Below are 16,474 nucleotides of genomic sequence, written 5' to 3'. Positions count from 1 at the left end.
CCGCCATCGCTGGCGCCGTCGACAAGTAATCTAAGCATACTTAGCACTTGGGGGTGGCCGGGCGCTTCACGGGGTCGGCTGCCACCGGCGCGTTCGCCCCGGCGGACAATCTCTTGCACCTAGCGGACGATCGCGAGGGCGAAGCCGTCCCAGCCTTTCGAACCCACGGTCTGGATCACGGTGCCGTCCAGCCGAGGGTCATCGCCCATCATCTGGAGGGTGCTGATGATTCCGGGGGCGTTGACCGGGTCCATCGACGCGTCCAGCACCGCACCCTCCCACACGACGTTGTCCACCACGATGGTGGTGCCGGGCCGGCCAAGCCGGATGGCCCAGTCCAGGTAGTGCGGGTTGTTTTCCTTGTCGGCATCGATGAACACGAAATCGAAGGGCGGCCCGGCCTCGCTTTCCAGCTCGGGCAGGGTGTCCAGCGCCGCGCCGACCCGGATGTCCACCTTGTGGCCCAGCCCGGCGTCGTCAACGTTGGTGCGCGCGACGCGGGCGTGCAGGGGGAGGTATTCGCAGGTGACCAGCCGGCCGTCGTCGGGCAGTCCCTGGGCCATCCAGATGGTGCTGAAGCCGGCCAGCGTGCCGATCTCCAGGACGCGGCGGGCACCGGAGAGCTGGACCAGCAGTTTCAGGAGTTTGCCGGCGTTGGGGGCGACTTCGATGGGCGGCATGCCTGCCTCAAGCGCGCTGGTGACGGCGCGCTTGAGTGAACGGTCCGGGCGGACCACCGCGTCGGAGAGGAAGTTCTCGACGGCGACCCAGCCGGGGGCGGATTGATGCTCGATCATGCCCCCAGTGTTCCAGCCGCCCGCGCCCGGCGGTACCCCTCCGGGCGCGCCGTTCCCGCCGGCGTTTCGGCGTCCGGTCCGGCTCAGTACGCCTAGTTTCCCGGCCGGGTTGGGATTTGCGGGCCGGTCCCGCCGGCGCCCTGCCCGTCGATGGCGTTTTCCAGCCGTTCCACCTTGCCGGTCAGCTCGCCGCTGTAGCCCGGCCGGATGTCCGCCTTGAGGACCAGCGAGACGCGCGAACCGTAGGCGCCCACCGCGTCCGTGGCCCGCTTGACGACGTCCATGACCTCGTCCCAGTCGCCCTCGATCTCGGTGAACATGGAACTCGTCCGGTTGGGCAGGCCCGACTCCCGGACGATCCGCACCGCCGCCGCGACGGCGTCGTGGACCGACGCGTCGCCGGGCGCTTGCGCGTTGGCTGGGTCACCGGAGGGTGCTACGGAGAATGCGACCAGCATGTGGTGGTTCCCTTCACTCAGTCAGGACACCGGGGGCGAAAACTTCCGGGCTGTCCGGCACTAGTCTTTCACGCGATTCCAGCCCGGCAGCGGCCGGGGGCACCTCCGCCACCGTCACATAAGTCACTACCCGCCGGTAACAGGTTCGCGCACCCTTCGCGTTGCTACCCTAGGCAAATGAACCGGGCAGTAGACCGCAGGCCGCTCCGCGCAGATGCCGCGCGCAACGTGGACAAAATCATCGCCGCGGCCCGCCAGTGCTTCCGCGAGCACGGCCCCGAGGTGCCGCTGCAGACCATTGCCGTCACCGCCGGCGTGGGTCCCGCCACCCTTTTCCGGAATTTCGCCGACAAGGAAGAGCTGGTGCTCGCTGCCCTGAACCAGCAGCTCCGGCTGCAGGTGGATCCGGCCATCGATGAGGCCCTGGCCGATCCTGACGCCGCCGCAGGGCTCTTTCGGGTCATCGATGCCACGATGCATGTCGCCAGCGAAGAAGCCAACCTGCTGGGAGCTGTCGCGGGCCGGCGCGGGCTGCTGACCGGGATCACGGGCGGCCTGATTGAATCCATCGCCGTGCTGCTGGGCCGGGGCCAGGGGCAGGGCACCCTGCGCAGCGATATTTCCATGACGGACATGATCCGCCTGCTGGCCATGCTGATCGGCGTCGTGGACACCATGGAGCCGGGCTCCGACGCGTGGCGCCGGCCCGTGGCGCTGGTTGAGGACGCCATCCGGACGGAGCGGCCGGACCGGGCGTTGCCGCCGCAGGCCCCGCTGACGGGCACCGCGTTCGACGCCGTTCTCGGCTAGCACCCATAAGCGCCGGTTCCTGCAGGTGCCCCGACAGCCCGGTGCCCGGCGCTAGTCTTCGGCCGGCTTTTCCTTGGCTTCGAGAAGGTGTTGCTGAAGCTTCTCTTCGGCTTCCCGACGGCGGCGGGACATTTCGCGCATTTCACGGGTGGACTCAGCCCCGCCGGAAACATACGGCTCGTGCTGCTTGGTGCGCTGATCCTTGCGCGGCTCCGCGGCCTGCTGCTCCGCGGCCTGCTGCTCCGCGGCCTGCTCGTCGGCAGCCTCCCGGTCGGCAGCCGGCAGCTCGCCGTCGTGTTCAGTCATGTTCGAATGCTCCCATGCGATCCCGGCACCAAGTAGGGACTAAAGACCGTTCCGGCCCACCCACAGCCGGTCCGCGGCCCAGCGCGGTCAGGCGTCCCACGAACGGGTCAGTCCCAGCCGAGCAGCCGGAGCCCGGCGGCCGCGGCCGCACCGGCGATCACCACCACGAGGAACGGCGCGCGCAACCATAAGGCGATGCCCGCCGCCGCCAAGGCGCCCAGCCGGGCGTCCAGGACGAGCGACTGGCCGGAGGCGACGGCATTGACCACCGTCAGGGACGCCAGCAGCCCGATTGTCATGGTCCCGGCCATCCTGGACATCCGCGGGTTGCGGAGCAGGCTGGCCGGCACCAGGTAGCCGAGCAGCTTCCAGGCGTAGGCGAGCAGGCAGGAGAGCAGCAGCCACATCCAAAGGTTCATGCGTCGTCTCCGGAGCGTTCGCCGCGGGAATCGCGGGCAGGGTCGTGGTGGTGGTGGCGCACGTGGTCCTCCGCGTACGGATCGACGTCCGGTTCCAGGCCCTCGTCGCTGCGGCCGTGGCTGAACCAGCCGATCCCTGCCGCGACCACGGCGGCGACGAGGATCGGCACTCCCGGGGGCACGTACGGCACGGCCAGCACGGTGGCCAGCGCGCAGACCACCGCGATGGCCACAGGTTCCCTGCCTTTCAGCCGCGGCCAGAGCAGGCCCAGGAAGGCCGCCACGGCGGCGCCGTCCAGTCCCCACTGTTTGGGATCCCCGAGTGCTCCGCCGGCCAGTGCGCCGAGGGCGGTGAACAGGTTCCAGAGGACAAAGACGCCGATTCCGGCGGTCCAGAAGCCGCGTTTCTGCTCGTCGGGGTCCGTCTGCCCGGTGCTGGTGGCGGTGGACTCGTCGATGGTCAGTTGGGCGGCGGCAAACTTCCGCCACCCGCGCGGCTGCAGGAGGGCGTTGATCTGCATGCCGTAGATGCCGTTGCGCATGCCCAGCAGCGTCGCGGCGCCCATCGCGGCGACGCCGGACCCGCCTCCGGCCACCACGCCGATGAAGGCGAACTGCGAGCCGCCGCTGAACAGCAGCAGGCTCAGCGCCATGGTTTGCCAGAAATCCAGGCCTGAGGTTACGGACAGCGCGCCGAAGGAGACGCCGTAGAGGCCGGTGGCGATGCTGATCGACAAACCGATCCGCACCGCCGGTGACTGCAGGATTTTCACGGGCGCCGGTTCCGCCGTGTCAAAGTCCAGGCCCATGCGATGAGGGGCGCCTGGAGCGGGAGCCGCAGGGTGTGCACGCGTCGCCGGCGCGGCGAGCCCTCCGGTCCGTAGGCTTTGCGCAGGGCGTCCACGTGGCCGGCGAGGAAGGCGGCGAACAGCGCCGTGACACAGCCCGCGGCGGCCCTCCGGGTGGCCGGGACCAGGAGCCCGACGGCGGCGGCGGCTTCCAGCAGCCCGCTCACTGCCACCCATTCCTCACGGGACAGGACGGCCAGGGGCCCGTTCGGCTGCTCGCCGGAGTCGTCCCGGCACAGGAAGTCGGGTACCACCGGGTGGAAAAATTCAGGCTCGCGGAAGTGCTTGGCGGCACTGGTGAGCAGCAGCGCGCTCATCGCTGCCGCGGACAGCGTCTGGAGGTCCGGGACGGGCCGGCGAAATGGCATGCAACAACTCAACCACAGCGGCCACGCCGGCCGTAATCCGCGGGGACGCAGGGGATGTGAAGATGTGAGCCCAGGTTCCTTGGAGCGGCCAGGCGGCTAGCGTGGGGGCCGGCTGTCCGCCATGAGCTGGGAGAGGACCTGGGCCGGCCAGTTGGTGGTGATCTCCTGGATCCCGAGTTTCCGGCACCGTTCGACGTCGTCCTCGGTGTCGACCGTCCACACCCGGCACCGCAGCCCCGAGGCGAGCCAGCGCTGAACGGCCGGGGCGTGCGTGCGGACGTACCCGATGCCGGGGCCGGCAATGCCCGCCTCGGCCGCCGCCAGGATCCGTTCCCCCTCAGCCTGGGCGGCCTTCATCACGTTGGCCAGCGCCCCGCCGGTCAGGGCACCGAGGCCCAGTTCCTCCCGGATGTCCGCCACATTGACGTCGTCCACGAGCTGGCAGACGGCCGCGGCCGGCACGGACTCCAGGAGGTGTTTTACGGAGTCGGGGCTAAAGCTCATGAAGGAAACGGTGATGTTCTCCAGCATCGACGTCCGCGGATCCCAGCCCTCGGCCCTCAGGACCTCCAGGGCCCGGTCCTCGAGTCTGAGCTGGTACGGGCTCGGGTGCTTGAACTCGATCGCCAGCCCGATCCCGCGGCCGGCCGCGCGCAGGATGTCGAGCAGGTCCGGCAGGGTCAGGAACTGCCCGGACTTGGCGCCGTAGGCCTCCGGGATCCGGGCTCCCTTCCAGGAGGAGAAGTCCAGTTCCTGGAGTTCTTGCAGGGTCCGGTCGGCCACCTGGCCGGTGCCGTCCGAGGTGCGGTCCAGGGTGGCATCGTGCAGGAGCACCACGTGCTGGTCCCGGGTCAGGTGGACATCGCATTCCACGCCGTCGGCGCCGTCGGCGATGGCCTGCAGGTACGCGGCCCGGGTGTGCTCGGCGAAGGTTCCGCTGGCGCCGCGGTGGGCATAGACCAAAGGCCGGGCAGCGGCAGGCTCATCAGTGGTCATGGTGCCACGTTAGCGGACCGTCCGTTTCGGTGGCGGGCTAGGCTGGGCTCATGCAGGTCAATACTGAGTCAACTTCCCTGACCGGCGCCGCGGGACGTCCGGGCGGCGCCCGGCCGGGCGGTCCCCCCGGACAGCGTTCCGCTGCCTCCAGCGACGTCGAGAAGGCCGCGGCGCTGCGCCGGATGAAGCTCCTGGCCCTCTCGCTGCTGGTCGTCATGGCGGTGGTCTTCATCGTCGCGTTCGCCCTGCAGAAGCAGTACCCGGGGTTCGAATACGTCCGCGCCGCGGCCGAGGGCGGCATGGTCGGTGCCCTCGCGGACTGGTTCGCCGTCACGGCCCTGTTCAAGTACCCCATGGGCATCAAGATCCCGCACACCGCGATCATCCCGCGCCGCAAGGACCAGATCGGCGCCTCGCTGGGCGAATTCGTGGAAACCAATTTCCTCTCCGAACAGGTGGTCCAGGAGAAGCTGGCGTCCGCAGACATTGCGCGCAAGGCCGGCGCCTGGCTGTCCAGCCCCGGCGGCCCGGACCGGGTCGCCAAGGAGGGTGCCGCCGTCATCCGCGGCGCGTTCAAGGTCCTCAACGACGACGACGTCCAGGCCGTGATCGAGTCCATGGTCCGCAAGCACCTGCTCACCCCGCCGTGGGGGCCGCCGGTGGGCCGCCTCGCCGAGCGGATTTTCGACGACGGGCACCACCATGCGCTGGTGGACCTAATGGTGGACCGCACCGTGGACTGGGTGCGGGACAACCAGGAGACGGTCAACAGGCTGGTCACCGACCGGTCCCCGACGTGGGTGCCCTCGTTCGTGGACGGGCTGGTGGGCGACAAGGTGTACGTGGAGATCCTCAAGTTCACCCGCGCCGTGCAGTCCGACCCGCAGCACCAGGTGCGCCTCTCGATCGACAAGTACCTCAAGGAACTCGCGCAGGACCTGCAGCATGATCCTGTCATGATCGCCCGCGCCGAGGGCATCAAGGCCCAGGTGCTCGGCGACCCGGAGGTCCGCGAGCTCGCCTCCCGCACCTGGGACACCATCAAGACGGCCCTGCTCACCGCCGTCGATGACCCGCACAGCGAACTGACCGTCAAGTTCAAGGCGGCCGTGCATGACTTCGGCACCCGGCTGCTGGTCGATCCCGAGCTCGCCGGCAAGGTGAACGCCTGGATCGGCGACGCGGCAGGCTACCTCGTGAAGACCTACCGCTCGGACATCGCGGGGGTCATCACGGACACCGTGGCCCGCTGGGATGCCGAAGAGACGTCGCAGAAGATCGAGCTGCAGGTCGGCAGGGACCTGCAGTTCATCCGGATCAACGGCACGGTGGTGGGCGCCCTGGCCGGGCTGGCCATCTTTACGCTGGCCACCCTGCTGTTCGGCTAGTCCCTTGGCTGCGCTAGGCGGCCGCAACCTTGGCCTTGGTCCTGCCGTGCATGGCGAAGATGGTGAAGACCAGCGCCGCGAGCGCTGTGGCGACGAGCAGCAGCAGCCCGATCGCGTAGCTGTGCGCCGCGGCGTCATAGGTGGCGCCCATGATCAGCGGCGGGAAGTAGCCGCCCAGGCCGCCGGCCGCACTGACCACCCCGCTGATGCTGCCGACCTTGCCCTCCGGCGCGAGCACGCCCACCCAGGCGAATACCCCGCCCGTGCCCAGGCCCAGCGCCGCCGCCATGGCGACGAACGTCAGGCCGGCGGGGACATCGCCGTCGGGCTGCAGGTTCACCACCCAGGCGAGGACGGCGACGCCGGCGAGGGCGGCGATCACCACGGGCTTGGGACCGATCTTGTCGGCGAGTACGCCGCCCACCGGCCGCGCCAGCACGGCGGCGAGCGCAAAACCCGCGGTGCGGGCGCCGGCCGCGCTGGGATCGAAGCTGTAGACATCCCGGAGGTACGTGGGCAGATACGTGGCGAAGGAAACGAAGCCACCGAAGAGGACTGCGTAGAGGAAGCACAGCTTCCACGTGACCGGGGTCTTCGCGGCGTCGATCAGCTTGGGCATCACGGGCGCGTTGCTGCGGGTCCAGCCCGGCGCCTCCTTCATTCGGAACCAGATGATGGCGGCCATGACCGCCAGAATCGCGGCGATCAGCAGGTGGGTGGGAACGTAGCCGATGGCGGCGACAAGCCGGGGGTTCAGGAAAGCGGCCAGCGCCGTTCCGCCCATGCCCGCGCCGAAGACGCCGGTGGCGAAACCCCGCCGGGCGGGCTCGTACCAAGCGCTGACGAAGGGGATCCCGACGGCGAAGACGGTTCCGGCGACCCCCAGCAGCACGCCGGCAGCCAGCACCAGGGCGAAGGAGTCGAGGCTGCCGCCGACGGCCACCAGCAGGATCGGGACGATGGAGGCCAGCAGGACAAAAGTGAACATGGCGCGGCCGCCGTACTTGTCCGTCAAGGCGCCGACGACGATCCGCCCCAGCGAGCCGACGAAGACGGGCATGGCCACGAGCACGCCGGTGGTGGCCGGATTGAGGTGCAGATGCTGGGTGTAGAACGCGCTCAGCGTGGCGATGGAGTTCCAGGCCCAGAAGCACACCACGGAGGTCGAGGTGGCGAGCGTCAGATTGAGCGCCCGGCCCGCAGGGGCGGCGACGGGCGGGGACACTGCTCCGGCCACGGCGGTCTCCTTCCTGGTTCAACAGCGGTTCAGCAACGCAGCTTCAGTAACGCAGCTTCAGCGATGGCGCCGGGTCACCGGTTCCTGGTGTCCCGGTCCCGGGTTCCGACGGCGGACCAGCCCCGCCGCGCGCCGGCCGTGGAGCTCCGGGCGCCAGCTGTGCCTTTGGCCCCGGCCCCGCCGGTGTCCCGGTCCCGGGAGCGGTAAACGATGTAGGGGCGGAAGAGGTAGTGGAACGGGGCCGTGAAGGCATGGACCAGGCGCGTGAACGGCCAGATCACGAACAGCGCCATGCCTACCAGGGTGTGCAGGTGGAACGAGAACGGCGCCGCGGCCATCGCCGCGATGTCTGGCTGGAAGATGAACAGCGAACGGAACCACGGGGCCACGGTCTCGCGGTAATTGTGCCCGTGCTCGCCCTCGAAAACACTCGCCAAGGTGGTCCACAGCCCGAACACAATGGCCGCGGTGAGCACCACATACATGGTCTTGTCATTGCCGGTCGTGGCCATGAAGACCGGCCCGGTGGTCCGGCGGCGGTAGATCAGCAGGAGGATCCCGCCCAGCGTTCCCACCCCGGCGATCCCGCCGACCAGCAGGGCGTTGAAGTGGTAGAACTCCTGGCTCATCCCGGCCGCCTGGGTCCACGCCATCGGAATGACCAGGCCGAAGAAGTGACCGGCGATCACGGCGAGCAGGCCAAAGTGGAACAACGGGGACGCAATCCTCAGCAGCCTGGACTCATAGAGCTGGGAAGACCTCGTGGTCCAGCCGAACTGGTCGTACTTGTAGCGCCAGAGAAGTCCGCCGACCAAGACCACCACCATGACGTAAGGGAGAACGCCCCACACCACGATGTCCAGTGCCGAGAGTCCGACGGCGGATCCGGGTTCCGCTTCGAATGCCAGCATGCTCAGGCCCCCTTCACGGGCAGCAGGCGCGGATCGTACGGGTCCAGGCCCACGGCCTCGGTGGGCGGGCCGTAGCCGGCCATCCGCATGACGGCCTGCTCGTCCGCCGGGGATTTCCCGGGCAGCGTGGCGCAGACGGCCTGCAGGATCCGGGCGTGCGGCAGCTGGTCCCGGAGCAGCCCGAAGCGGAGCATCTCCAGGCTCGCCCGGAAGCGCGTCAGCAGCTCGCGGCCGGCCGCCAGGTCCACCAGCGCGGCGTATTCGAGGACCATCGGGAGGTAGTCGGGCAGTTCGCCGTGGGTGTCCACGAGGATGTCGCTTTGCCGGTAGGTCTTCTTGAAATTGCCCAGAACCTCGCCGCGGCGCCGGGTGTCCCCGTCAGTCCAGTAGGACAGGTGCAGGGCGTGGCGCTTTCCGAGGTCGAACTCGCGCACGTACTGGGACTGGAGCTGGATCGGCGGCGTGGACTCCAGCTGGTCCAGGACCGCCACGAAGTCCGCCGTGGCGCCGGGGAACTCTGCCAGCGCGGCCCGCATCAGCGGGACCCGGCCGGTCAGTTCCTCGTCAGGGTAGGACAGGCACCAGGCCGCAGCGAGGTAGAGGACCTGCTGGCGGCGGGTCATGGCTGCTCCCCCGCCGGAGGGGATTCCGCGGGGCCCGCCGGTTTCGGCGGCGGCGGTTCCGCCGGAGGCGGTTTTTCCGGAAGCAACGCCTTTTCCGGAAAAAGCCCGGAGGGTGCTCCGGTGCCGTCCCAGTTCAGCAGGTTCACCCTGCCGCGCAGGGTGGTTTCGCCGGGCGCGGAGCCGGAGGTCTGCCGGTCCCGGAGGGCGTTGAAGGTTTCCACCGCCACGGGGACGGGCCGGCCGCTGGCTTCGCCGAATCGGGCGGTATCCTGCATGCCGGGGCCGCCCTCGAAGTCGAGCGAACAGCCCATTTCCTCGAGGTCGTGGGCCTGTTCCACGTGGGCCTTCGGGATGACGTAGCGCTCCTCGTATTTCGCGATCGCCATCAGTCGGTACATCTCGTACATGCTCTGGCTGTCCATCCCCACGGCCTCCGGGATGGCGTCGTCCGGGTCATCGCCGAGGCTGATGCCGCGCATGAAGGAGCGCATGGCTGCGAGCTTCTTCAGCACCGCGGTGACCCGGTCCGCGTCGCCGGCGGTGAAGAGTTCAGCGAGGTATTCCACCGGGATGCGCAGCGCGTCGATGGCGCCGAAAAGGTTGCCGGTGTCCTCGCCGTCGTGGCCCTGGTCGCGCAGCAGGTCCACCACGGGTGAGAGCGGCGGCACGTACCAGACCATCGGCATGGTCCGGTATTCCGGGTGCAGCGGCAGCGCCACCTTGTAGACCTTGGCCAGGGCGTAGACCGGCGAGCGCCCGGCGGCGTCGATCCAGTCTTCGGGGATGCCCTGGGCCCGGGCCTCGGCCTGGACGGCGGGGTCGTTCGGGTCCAGCAGCACGTCCATCTGGGCGTCGTAGAGTTCCCGGGGGTCCGTGACGGCGGCCGCCGCGGTGACGGCGTCGGCGTCGTACAGGAACAGCCCCAGGTACCGCAGCCGGCCCACGCAGGTCTCGGAGCAGACTGTCGGGAGCCCCACCTCCACCCGCGGGTAGCAGAAGGTGCACTTCTCGGCTTTGCCGGTCTTGTGGTTGAAGTAGATCTTCTTGTAGGGGCAGCCGGTGACGCACTGGCGCCAGCCGCGGCATTTGTCCTGGTCCACCAGCACAATCCCGTCCTCCACCCGCTTGTAGATCGCGCCGGAGGGGCAGGAAGCCATGCAGGACGGGTTCAGGCAGTGCTCGCAGATCCGCGGCAGGTAGAACATGAAGGTCTGTTCGTACGCGAACTTGATCTTGTCCTCGGATTCCCGCCGGACCTTCTCCACGATCGGGTCCAGGTGGCCGTTCTCGGCGGAGCCGCCGAGGTCATCGTCCCAGTTCGCGGACCAGGTGATCTTGGTGTCCTCCCCGGTGATCAGGGACTTGGGCCGGGCCACCGGGAAGTCGTCGCCCAGGGGCGCGTCAACGAGGGTCTTGTAGTCGTAGGTCCATGGCTCGTAGTAGTCCTTGAGCTGGGGCTGGACCGGGCTGGCGAAGATCCCGAAGAGCTTCTTGACCCGGCCGCCGGCCTTGAGCACCAGTTTCCCGCGCTTGTTCAGCGCCCAGCCGCCGTGCCACTTCTCCTGGTCCTCGTAGCGGCGCGGATAGCCCTGCCCTGGGCGGGTTTCGACGTTGTTGAACCACACGTATTCGGTGCCGGCACGGTTGGTCCAGGCCTGCTTGCAGGTCACGGAACAGGTGTGGCAGCCGATGCATTTGTCCAGGTTCATGACCATGCCCATTTGGGCCATGACACGCATCAGTACTGCACCTCCTGGGAACGACGCCGGACGGTGGCCACCATGTCGCGCTGGTTTCCGGTGGGGCCAAGGTAGTTGAACGCGTAGGCGAGCTGGGCGTAGCCGCCGATCAGGTGCGAGGGCTTGACCAGCAGCCGGGTCACGGAGTTGTGGATGCCGCCGCGGCGGCCGGTGGCCTCGGACTTGGGCACGTCAATGGTGCGTTCCTGCGCGTGGTGGACGTAGACCACGCCGGCCGGCATCCGGTGGCTGACGATCGCCCGGGCCACCAGGACGCCGTTGATGTTCAGGCACTCCACCCAGTCGTTGTCCTTGACCTCGATGGCCGCCGCGTCGGCGGGGCTCATCCAGACGGTCGGGCCGCCTCGGGAGAGCGAGAGCATCAGCAGGTTGTCCTGGTATTCGGAGTGGATGGACCACTTGGAGTGCGGGGTCAGGTAGCGGACCACCACCTCCAGTTTCCCGTCCTGGCCGAGTTTGGGTTCGCCGAAGAGCCGGTGCATGTCCAGCGGCGGCCGGTAGATCGGCAGGGACTCGCCGATGTCCCGGATCCAGTCGTGGTCCAGGAAGAAGTGCATCCGGCCGGTCAGCGTGTGGAAGGGCTTGAGCCGCTCGACGTTGATGGTGAAGGGCGCATAGCGCCTGCCGCCGGTCTCGGAGCCGGACCATTCCGGCGAGGTGATCACCGGAACAGGGCCGGCCTGGGTCTGGGCGAAAGTGATGAATTTTTCTTCGGAGCCTTCGGCCAGGTCCGCCAGTTTCCTCCCGGTGCGGATTTCCAGGTCCTTGAAGCCCTGCACGGCCAGCGCCCCGTTGGTGGTGCCGGAGAACGCCAGGATGGCCTCGGCCATCTTCGCGTCCGTGTCGATCGCGGGGCGGCCGTCCGCTGCCCCGCCAAGCATCACCCCGTTGGAACGGCTGAGCCGGTCCAACGGGCCGGCAAGTTTGTACGTGACGTTCTTGACCGTGAAGCCCAGTTTGTCCGCCAGCGGCCCGACGGCGGCGAGCTTGTCCGCGATGGCGGTGTAGTCCCGCTCGACGACGGAAAAAATGGGCATGTTCTGACCCGGAACCGCGGGGATGGACATGTCCCGCCAGTCCCGCACAATCCCGCCGGGCTGGGCCAGCTGGCCGGGCGTGTCGTGCTGCAGCGGCACGCTCACCAGGTCCCGGCGGACGCCGAGGTGGGTTTTGGCCTGCCGGGAGAACTCCTGGGCCAGCAGGTGGAAGGTGTCGAAGTCCGTCTTGGTCTCCCACGGCGGGTCAATCGCGGGGGTGAAGGCGTGCACGAACGGGTGCATGTCGGTGGAGGACAGGTCGTGCTTTTCGTACCAGGTGGCGGCCGGGAACACGACGTCGGACAGCAGGGTGGTGGAGGTCATCCGGAAGTCAGCGGAAACCAGCAGGTCCAGCTTCCCTTCGGGCGCCTGCTCATGCCATTTCACATCCTTGGGCTTGAGCCCCTCGGCATGGTCCTGGCCCAGGACATTGTTGTGGGTTCCCAGCAGGTTCCGCAGGAAGTACTCGTTGCCCTTGGCCGAGGAGCCGAACAGGTTGGAGCGCCACAGCACGAGGGTCCGCGGCCAGTTTTCCGGGGCGTCCACGTCCTCGATCGCCGGGTTCAGGGTGCGGCTCTTCAGGGCATCGGCGATGTAGCCGGCGGCGTCCGTCGCGGTGCCGGCGGCGACGGCCGCCCCGGCCTCGTCCGCGAGGTCCAGCGGGTTCCGGTCGAACTGCGGGTAAAACGGCATCCAGCCCAGCCGCGCGGACTGGGCCAGGGCGTCCGCGGTGTGCATGCCGTCCAGGGCCCCGGTGGAGAGCGGGGACTTCAGCGCATCCGCGCAGTAGCCGTCCTGCCGCCACTGGTCCGTGTGCATGTACCAGTAGCCGGTGCCGATCATGGTCCGCGGCGGCCGGGACCAGTCCAGCGCGTTGGCCAGCGACAGCCAGCCGGTGACCGGCCGGGTCTTTTCCTGGCCGACGTAGTGCGCCCAGCCGCCGCCGTTACGGCCCATGCAGCCGGTCAGCATCACCAGGGCCAGCACCGCCCGGTAGGTGGTGTCGCCGTGGAACCACTGGCAGATCCCGGCACCCATGATGATCATGGACCGGCCCTTGGACTGTTCGGCGTTGCGGGCGAATTCGCGGGCCACCCGGATGCAGGCCTGCGCCGGGACGGAGGTGATCTCCTCCTGCCAGGCCGGCGTGTAGGGTGTCGCTGCGTCGTGGTAGCCGGCGGCCCAGTCCCCCGGGAGCCCGTCGCGGCCGACCCCGTACTGGGCCAGCATGAGGTCGAAGACGGTGGTGACCAGCTGGCCTTCCACCTCCAGGACGGGCACGCCGCGGCGGAGCACGCTGCCGTCCCCGCCGGCGTCCTCGAAGCACGGCAGCAGGATCTCGGCGCTTTCCGTTGACACTTCCCGGAGGGACAGCGCCGGTTCGATCGCTCCGAGGTCCAGGTTCCACTTGCCCTCGCCGCTCTCTGAGTAGCGGAAGCCCATGGAGCCGTTGGGGACCGCCGGCAGCCCGGTCTTCTTGTCGAACAGGACCGTGCGGAACGCGGCGTCCTCGGCCCCGGCAGCGGCGGGAAGGTCTTTGGCGGTGAGGAACTTGGCCGGTGTCAGGGAGCCGTCGTCGCGCCGTTCGAGACGGACCAGGAACGGCAGGTCGGTGTACTGGCGGACGTAGTCGGCGAAGAACGGCACCTCACGGTCGACGAAGAATTCCTTGAGCATGACGTGCCCCATCGCCATGGCCAGCGCGGCGTCGGTTCCGGCCTGCGCGGGGAGCCATTCGTCGGCGAACTTCGTGTTGTCCGCGTAGTCCGGGCTGACCGTGACCACCTTGGTGCCGCGGTACCGCACCTCGGCCATCCAGTGCGCGTCCGGGGTGCGGGTGACGGGGACGTTGGATCCCCACATCATCAGATAACGGGCGTCCCACCAGTCCCCCGATTCCGGGACGTCGGTCTGGTCCCCGAACACCTGTGGGCTGGCCACGGGGAGGTCTGCGTACCAGTCGTAGAAGGACGTCATCACCCCGCCGATCAGCTGGATGAAGCGGGTCCCCACGGCGTGCGAGACCATGGACATCGCTGGGATGGGCGAGAACCCGGCGCAGCGGTCCGGGCCGTAGGCCTTGATGGTGTTCACGTGCGCGGCGGCGGCGATTTCGATCGCCTCCTGCCAGGAGACCCGCACCAGGCCGCCCTTGCCGCGGGCCTGCTGGTAGCGGCGGCGCCGCTCGGGGTCGCCCACGACGTCGGCAAAGGCCAGCACCGGGTCACCCAGCCGGGCCTTGGCCTCGCGGTACATCTCGACGAGGACGCCCCGCGCATACGGAAAACGCACCCGGGTGGGTGAATAGGTGTACCAGGAGAAGGCCGCGCCGCGCGGGCAGCCCCGCGGCTCGTATTCCGGGCTGTCCGGCCCCACGGAGGGGTAGTCGGTCTGCTGGGATTCCCAGGTGATGATGCCGTCCTTGACGTACACCTTCCAGGAGCAGGAGCCGGTGCAGTTCACCCCGTGCGTGGACCGGACCACCTTGTCGTGGCTCCAGCGGTCCCGGTAGAAGATGTCGCCCTTGCGGCCACCCTCGCGGAACACCGCCCTGCCGTCGTCGGTCTGGTCCCATTTCGTAAAGAATCGGCCCAGCTTCAACATTGCATCCGAGGCGGGCCCGTCCAGCCCCGCCGCGTCTCCGGCAGTCATTCCTTCAAGCTAGGGTGCCCCTTCTGGCCGGAACAGGGCCTTAGGACACTGTGGCAGCCCCGGGTCCGGGCGGCCCGGGAGCTGCCCGGCCGGCCCCGCAGTTCAGGGCCAGCGGGTCAGGGCCAGCGGTTCAGGCGAAGCTTTCCAGCTCGACGCCGGCAGCCTCCAGCGCCGCACGGATCGCGGTCGCCGCGGCAACGGAGCCGGGGGTGTCGCCCTGGAGGCACAGCGACTGCGGCTCGATCCGGAGCACGGTGCCGTCGACGGCCTCGATTTCGCCCTTTGTGGCGAGCCTGACCGCCCGCTCGGCAACCTGTCCGGCGTCGAGCATCACCGCCCCCACCTCGGTGCGCGGCACGAGGGTGCCGTCGGGGAAGTAGGCACGGTCGGCGAAGGCCTCGGAGAAGACGGGGTGCCCGGCTTCCTTGGCGATTTCCAGCAGGGCTGAGCCGGGGAAGCCGAGGACGGGCAGTCCGGGATCGTAGGCCTGGATAGCGGCGATCACGGCGGAGGCCTGCTCGCCGTCGTGCACGGTGCGGTCGTAGAGCGCCCCGTGCAGCTTGACGTAGTCCACCGAGGCGCCCACGGCATGGGCGACGCCGTCGAGCGCCCCGAGCTGGTAGAGGACCGCGCCGAAGAGATCGTCAAAGGTCATATCCAGCGAGCGCAGGCCAAAGCCGGCCAGGTCCGGGTAGCCGATGTGGGCACCGACGTTGACGTCGAGCTCGTACGCCGCCCGGCAGGTGTCCAGCATGGTCACGGGGTCCCCGGCGTGCATCCCGCAGGCCACGCTGGCGCTCGTGACCAGCGGAAACATCGCGGCGTCGGCGCCCTTGGTCCAGGTCCCGAAGGACTCCCCCAGGTCAGTGTTCAGATCCAAAACGTGCCGCCGTCCTTCGTTGAAGTCTTCGGAGCGCCGCTGCCCCGGGTGCCGCCGTCCGGGCGGCCGCTGTCCTGGGTGCCGCCGCCCGACGCGCCGCCGTCCGGCTGCGCGTCCAGGGAAGTTTCGTAGAGCGCGGCCGGGCCGGTGGTTTCCGCAAGGGCCTGCAGTTCTCCCGGAATCGTGTCCGGGATGGGCCCGAAGGCTTCCTTGGCGTTCGCGACGACCGCATGGCCCATCACCCGGTTGCCCACGCCGCCTACGACGGCGCCGATACCGAAGGGCAGGGCACGGCCCAGCCAGGCTGTGCCCTGGGTCTTGAGCAGGGAGCGCAGGAACATCGTCTGCATCTTGGCCCGCACTGTACCGAAGCCGGCGAGAGGGACGCGGCGGGTGAAGGCCGCGGTCCACGCCTGGGTGGGCCCCTTGCCCCGGCCCGCCGCCTGTCCGCTCAGCGAGCTCAGCAGCTGGGTGCCTTCCTCGCCCAGCATGACCGCCATGACCAGGGTGCTGGCTCTGTCCGGGTCCACCATCCGGATGCCGTGCAGTTCAGCAAGAGCCGTGGAATACAGTGCGGTGGCTTCGAGGAACCCGACTGCTGCGGCGGCCGAGAGACCCAGTGCGGCCGCAGTTCCGACGCCCGGAATCACGGCGGCCCCGCCGACCAGCGCACCGCCGCCGGTGACGGCCAGCAGGTAGTCGCGCTCCAGGATGGCGGCGAGCTGCGCCGCGGTGGCGTGCGGATGCCTGCGCTGAAGCCTGCGGATATTGGCCAGCACCAGCGGCCGCTGGACTTCAACCGCCCGCAGGAGCACCTTGTGCAGGCCGGGCCGGGGCTGGCCTGCGGCGTCGAACATCGCGCTGTGGGCTGTTTCCTGGGCAATCTTCATTGCCGGGTTGCTGCGCTTGGCCATGATCGCCTCTCGTCGGAACCATAAAACTAAGTGCACTTAACACTACACACGGGCAGGCAGGCGGGGTCGC

16 protein-coding genes are annotated in these 16,474 nt (G+C 69.0%); 2 read left to right on the top strand and 14 right to left on the bottom strand.

Annotation, left to right across the window (positions count from 1 at the left end; all coding sequences use genetic code 11):
* Positions 1 to 119 precede the first annotated feature (119 nt).
* On the bottom strand, positions 120 to 797 hold the full coding sequence (locus AC1DRO_RS10100; protein ID WP_028275270.1) for an O-methyltransferase: 678 nt from the start codon (positions 795 to 797) through the stop codon (positions 120 to 122).
* A 92-nt stretch (positions 798 to 889) separates the two neighbouring features.
* The gene (locus AC1DRO_RS10095) at positions 890 to 1,255 is read right to left on the bottom strand and encodes a thiamine-binding protein (RefSeq protein WP_476950709.1); all 366 of its coding nucleotides are present in this window, start codon (positions 1,253 to 1,255) and stop codon (positions 890 to 892) included.
* Positions 1,256 to 1,432: 177 nt separating this feature from the next.
* On the opposite strand from AC1DRO_RS10095, the gene AC1DRO_RS10090 reads away from it, so the two are divergent.
* Positions 1,433 to 2,065, top strand: coding sequence for a TetR/AcrR family transcriptional regulator (locus AC1DRO_RS10090; protein WP_028275272.1), 633 nt, complete (start codon positions 1,433 to 1,435; stop codon positions 2,063 to 2,065).
* Positions 2,066 to 2,116: 51 nt separating this feature from the next.
* Here the strand turns inward: AC1DRO_RS10090 and AC1DRO_RS10085 are convergent, their stop codons facing one another.
* From AC1DRO_RS10085 to AC1DRO_RS10065, 5 genes are all read right to left on the bottom strand, one after another.
* Positions 2,117 to 2,371 (bottom strand): hypothetical protein, encoded by a 255-nt coding sequence (locus tag AC1DRO_RS10085; RefSeq protein ID WP_476950708.1) that lies wholly within the window; start codon positions 2,369 to 2,371, stop codon positions 2,117 to 2,119.
* 107 nt (positions 2,372 to 2,478) lie between these two features.
* Positions 2,479 to 2,790, bottom strand: a complete 312-nt coding sequence (locus AC1DRO_RS10080) for an AzlD domain-containing protein (RefSeq protein WP_476950707.1) — start codon at positions 2,788 to 2,790, stop codon at positions 2,479 to 2,481.
* Complete coding sequence (locus AC1DRO_RS10075; RefSeq protein ID WP_476950706.1) at positions 2,787 to 3,599, bottom strand: AzlC family ABC transporter permease; 813 nt, start codon at positions 3,597 to 3,599, stop codon at positions 2,787 to 2,789. The genes AC1DRO_RS10080 and AC1DRO_RS10075 overlap by 4 nt, the downstream gene beginning before the upstream one ends.
* Positions 3,560 to 4,006 (bottom strand): DoxX family protein, encoded by a 447-nt coding sequence (locus AC1DRO_RS10070; RefSeq protein ID WP_028275275.1) that lies wholly within the window; start codon positions 4,004 to 4,006, stop codon positions 3,560 to 3,562. The genes AC1DRO_RS10075 and AC1DRO_RS10070 overlap by 40 nt, the downstream gene beginning before the upstream one ends.
* A 96-nt stretch (positions 4,007 to 4,102) precedes the next feature.
* Complete coding sequence (locus AC1DRO_RS10065; RefSeq protein ID WP_476950705.1) at positions 4,103 to 5,002, bottom strand: glycerophosphodiester phosphodiesterase; 900 nt, start codon at positions 5,000 to 5,002, stop codon at positions 4,103 to 4,105.
* Positions 5,003 to 5,052: 50 nt separating this feature from the next.
* Here AC1DRO_RS10065 and AC1DRO_RS10060 point away from each other — a divergent pair, with 50 nt between their 5' ends.
* The gene (locus tag AC1DRO_RS10060; RefSeq protein WP_476950704.1) at positions 5,053 to 6,390 is read left to right on the top strand and encodes a DUF445 domain-containing protein; all 1,338 of its coding nucleotides are present in this window, start codon (positions 5,053 to 5,055) and stop codon (positions 6,388 to 6,390) included.
* A gap of 13 nt (positions 6,391 to 6,403) precedes the next feature.
* On the opposite strand, the gene AC1DRO_RS10055 is transcribed toward AC1DRO_RS10060, so the two are convergent.
* From AC1DRO_RS10055 to AC1DRO_RS10025, 7 genes are all read right to left on the bottom strand, one after another.
* The gene (locus AC1DRO_RS10055) at positions 6,404 to 7,627 is read right to left on the bottom strand and encodes an MFS transporter (RefSeq protein ID WP_459383636.1); all 1,224 of its coding nucleotides are present in this window, start codon (positions 7,625 to 7,627) and stop codon (positions 6,404 to 6,406) included.
* A 74-nt stretch (positions 7,628 to 7,701) separates the two neighbouring features.
* Positions 7,702 to 8,538, bottom strand: coding sequence for a respiratory nitrate reductase subunit gamma (gene narI, locus AC1DRO_RS10050; protein WP_476950703.1), 837 nt, complete (start codon positions 8,536 to 8,538; stop codon positions 7,702 to 7,704).
* 2 nt (positions 8,539 to 8,540) lie between these two features.
* Entirely contained in the window at positions 8,541 to 9,161 is a 621-nt protein-coding gene (gene narJ / locus AC1DRO_RS10045) for a nitrate reductase molybdenum cofactor assembly chaperone (RefSeq protein ID WP_243178363.1), read from the bottom strand.
* Positions 9,158 to 10,900: a nitrate reductase subunit beta gene (gene narH, locus AC1DRO_RS10040; RefSeq protein WP_476950702.1), complete on the bottom strand. Its 1,743-nt coding sequence runs from the start codon at positions 10,898 to 10,900 to the stop codon at positions 9,158 to 9,160. Before narH ends, narJ begins: the two co-directional genes overlap by 4 nt.
* Positions 10,900 to 14,610: a nitrate reductase subunit alpha gene (locus tag AC1DRO_RS10035; RefSeq protein ID WP_476950701.1), complete on the bottom strand. Its 3,711-nt coding sequence runs from the start codon at positions 14,608 to 14,610 to the stop codon at positions 10,900 to 10,902. Before AC1DRO_RS10035 ends, narH begins: the two co-directional genes overlap by 1 nt.
* A 130-nt stretch (positions 14,611 to 14,740) precedes the next feature.
* The gene (locus AC1DRO_RS10030) at positions 14,741 to 15,490 is read right to left on the bottom strand and encodes a LamB/YcsF family protein (protein ID WP_476950700.1); all 750 of its coding nucleotides are present in this window, start codon (positions 15,488 to 15,490) and stop codon (positions 14,741 to 14,743) included.
* On the bottom strand, positions 15,481 to 16,404 hold the full coding sequence (locus AC1DRO_RS10025) for a hypothetical protein (protein ID WP_028276584.1): 924 nt from the start codon (positions 16,402 to 16,404) through the stop codon (positions 15,481 to 15,483). The genes AC1DRO_RS10030 and AC1DRO_RS10025 overlap by 10 nt, the downstream gene beginning before the upstream one ends.
* Positions 16,405 to 16,474 lie beyond the last annotated feature (70 nt).

This window comes from Arthrobacter sp. P4_F11 (assembly GCF_056401395.1).
The sequence above is the reverse complement of the archived record's forward strand: the minus strand, read 5'-3'. Positions and strand labels throughout refer to the sequence as shown.

Excerpts from the sequence above, each read along its gene's own strand:
- AC1DRO_RS10035 (WP_476950701.1), bottom strand. The coding sequence starts at position 14,610 with ATGACTGCCGGAGACGCGGCGGGGCTGGACGGGCCCGCCTCGGATGCA.
- AC1DRO_RS10060 (WP_476950704.1), top strand. The coding sequence starts at position 5,053 with ATGCAGGTCAATACTGAGTCAACTTCCCTGACCGGCGCCGCGGGACGT.
- narH (WP_476950702.1), bottom strand. The coding sequence starts at position 10,900 with ATGCGTGTCATGGCCCAAATGGGCATGGTCATGAACCTGGACAAATGC.
- AC1DRO_RS10075 (WP_476950706.1), bottom strand. The coding sequence starts at position 3,599 with ATGGGCCTGGACTTTGACACGGCGGAACCGGCGCCCGTGAAAATCCTG.
- AC1DRO_RS10065 (WP_476950705.1), bottom strand. The coding sequence starts at position 5,002 with ATGACCACTGATGAGCCTGCCGCTGCCCGGCCTTTGGTCTATGCCCAC.
- AC1DRO_RS10070 (WP_028275275.1), bottom strand. The coding sequence starts at position 4,006 with ATGCCATTTCGCCGGCCCGTCCCGGACCTCCAGACGCTGTCCGCGGCA.
- narI (WP_476950703.1), bottom strand. The coding sequence starts at position 8,538 with ATGCTGGCATTCGAAGCGGAACCCGGATCCGCCGTCGGACTCTCGGCA.
- AC1DRO_RS10095 (WP_476950709.1), bottom strand. The coding sequence starts at position 1,255 with ATGCTGGTCGCATTCTCCGTAGCACCCTCCGGTGACCCAGCCAACGCG.
- AC1DRO_RS10100 (WP_028275270.1), bottom strand. The coding sequence starts at position 797 with ATGATCGAGCATCAATCCGCCCCCGGCTGGGTCGCCGTCGAGAACTTC.
- AC1DRO_RS10090 (WP_028275272.1), top strand. The coding sequence starts at position 1,433 with ATGAACCGGGCAGTAGACCGCAGGCCGCTCCGCGCAGATGCCGCGCGC.
- AC1DRO_RS10080 (WP_476950707.1), bottom strand. The coding sequence starts at position 2,790 with ATGAACCTTTGGATGTGGCTGCTGCTCTCCTGCCTGCTCGCCTACGCC.
- AC1DRO_RS10025 (WP_028276584.1), bottom strand. The coding sequence starts at position 16,404 with ATGGCCAAGCGCAGCAACCCGGCAATGAAGATTGCCCAGGAAACAGCC.
- narJ (WP_243178363.1), bottom strand. The coding sequence starts at position 9,161 with ATGACCCGCCGCCAGCAGGTCCTCTACCTCGCTGCGGCCTGGTGCCTG.
- AC1DRO_RS10085 (WP_476950708.1), bottom strand. The coding sequence starts at position 2,371 with ATGACTGAACACGACGGCGAGCTGCCGGCTGCCGACCGGGAGGCTGCC.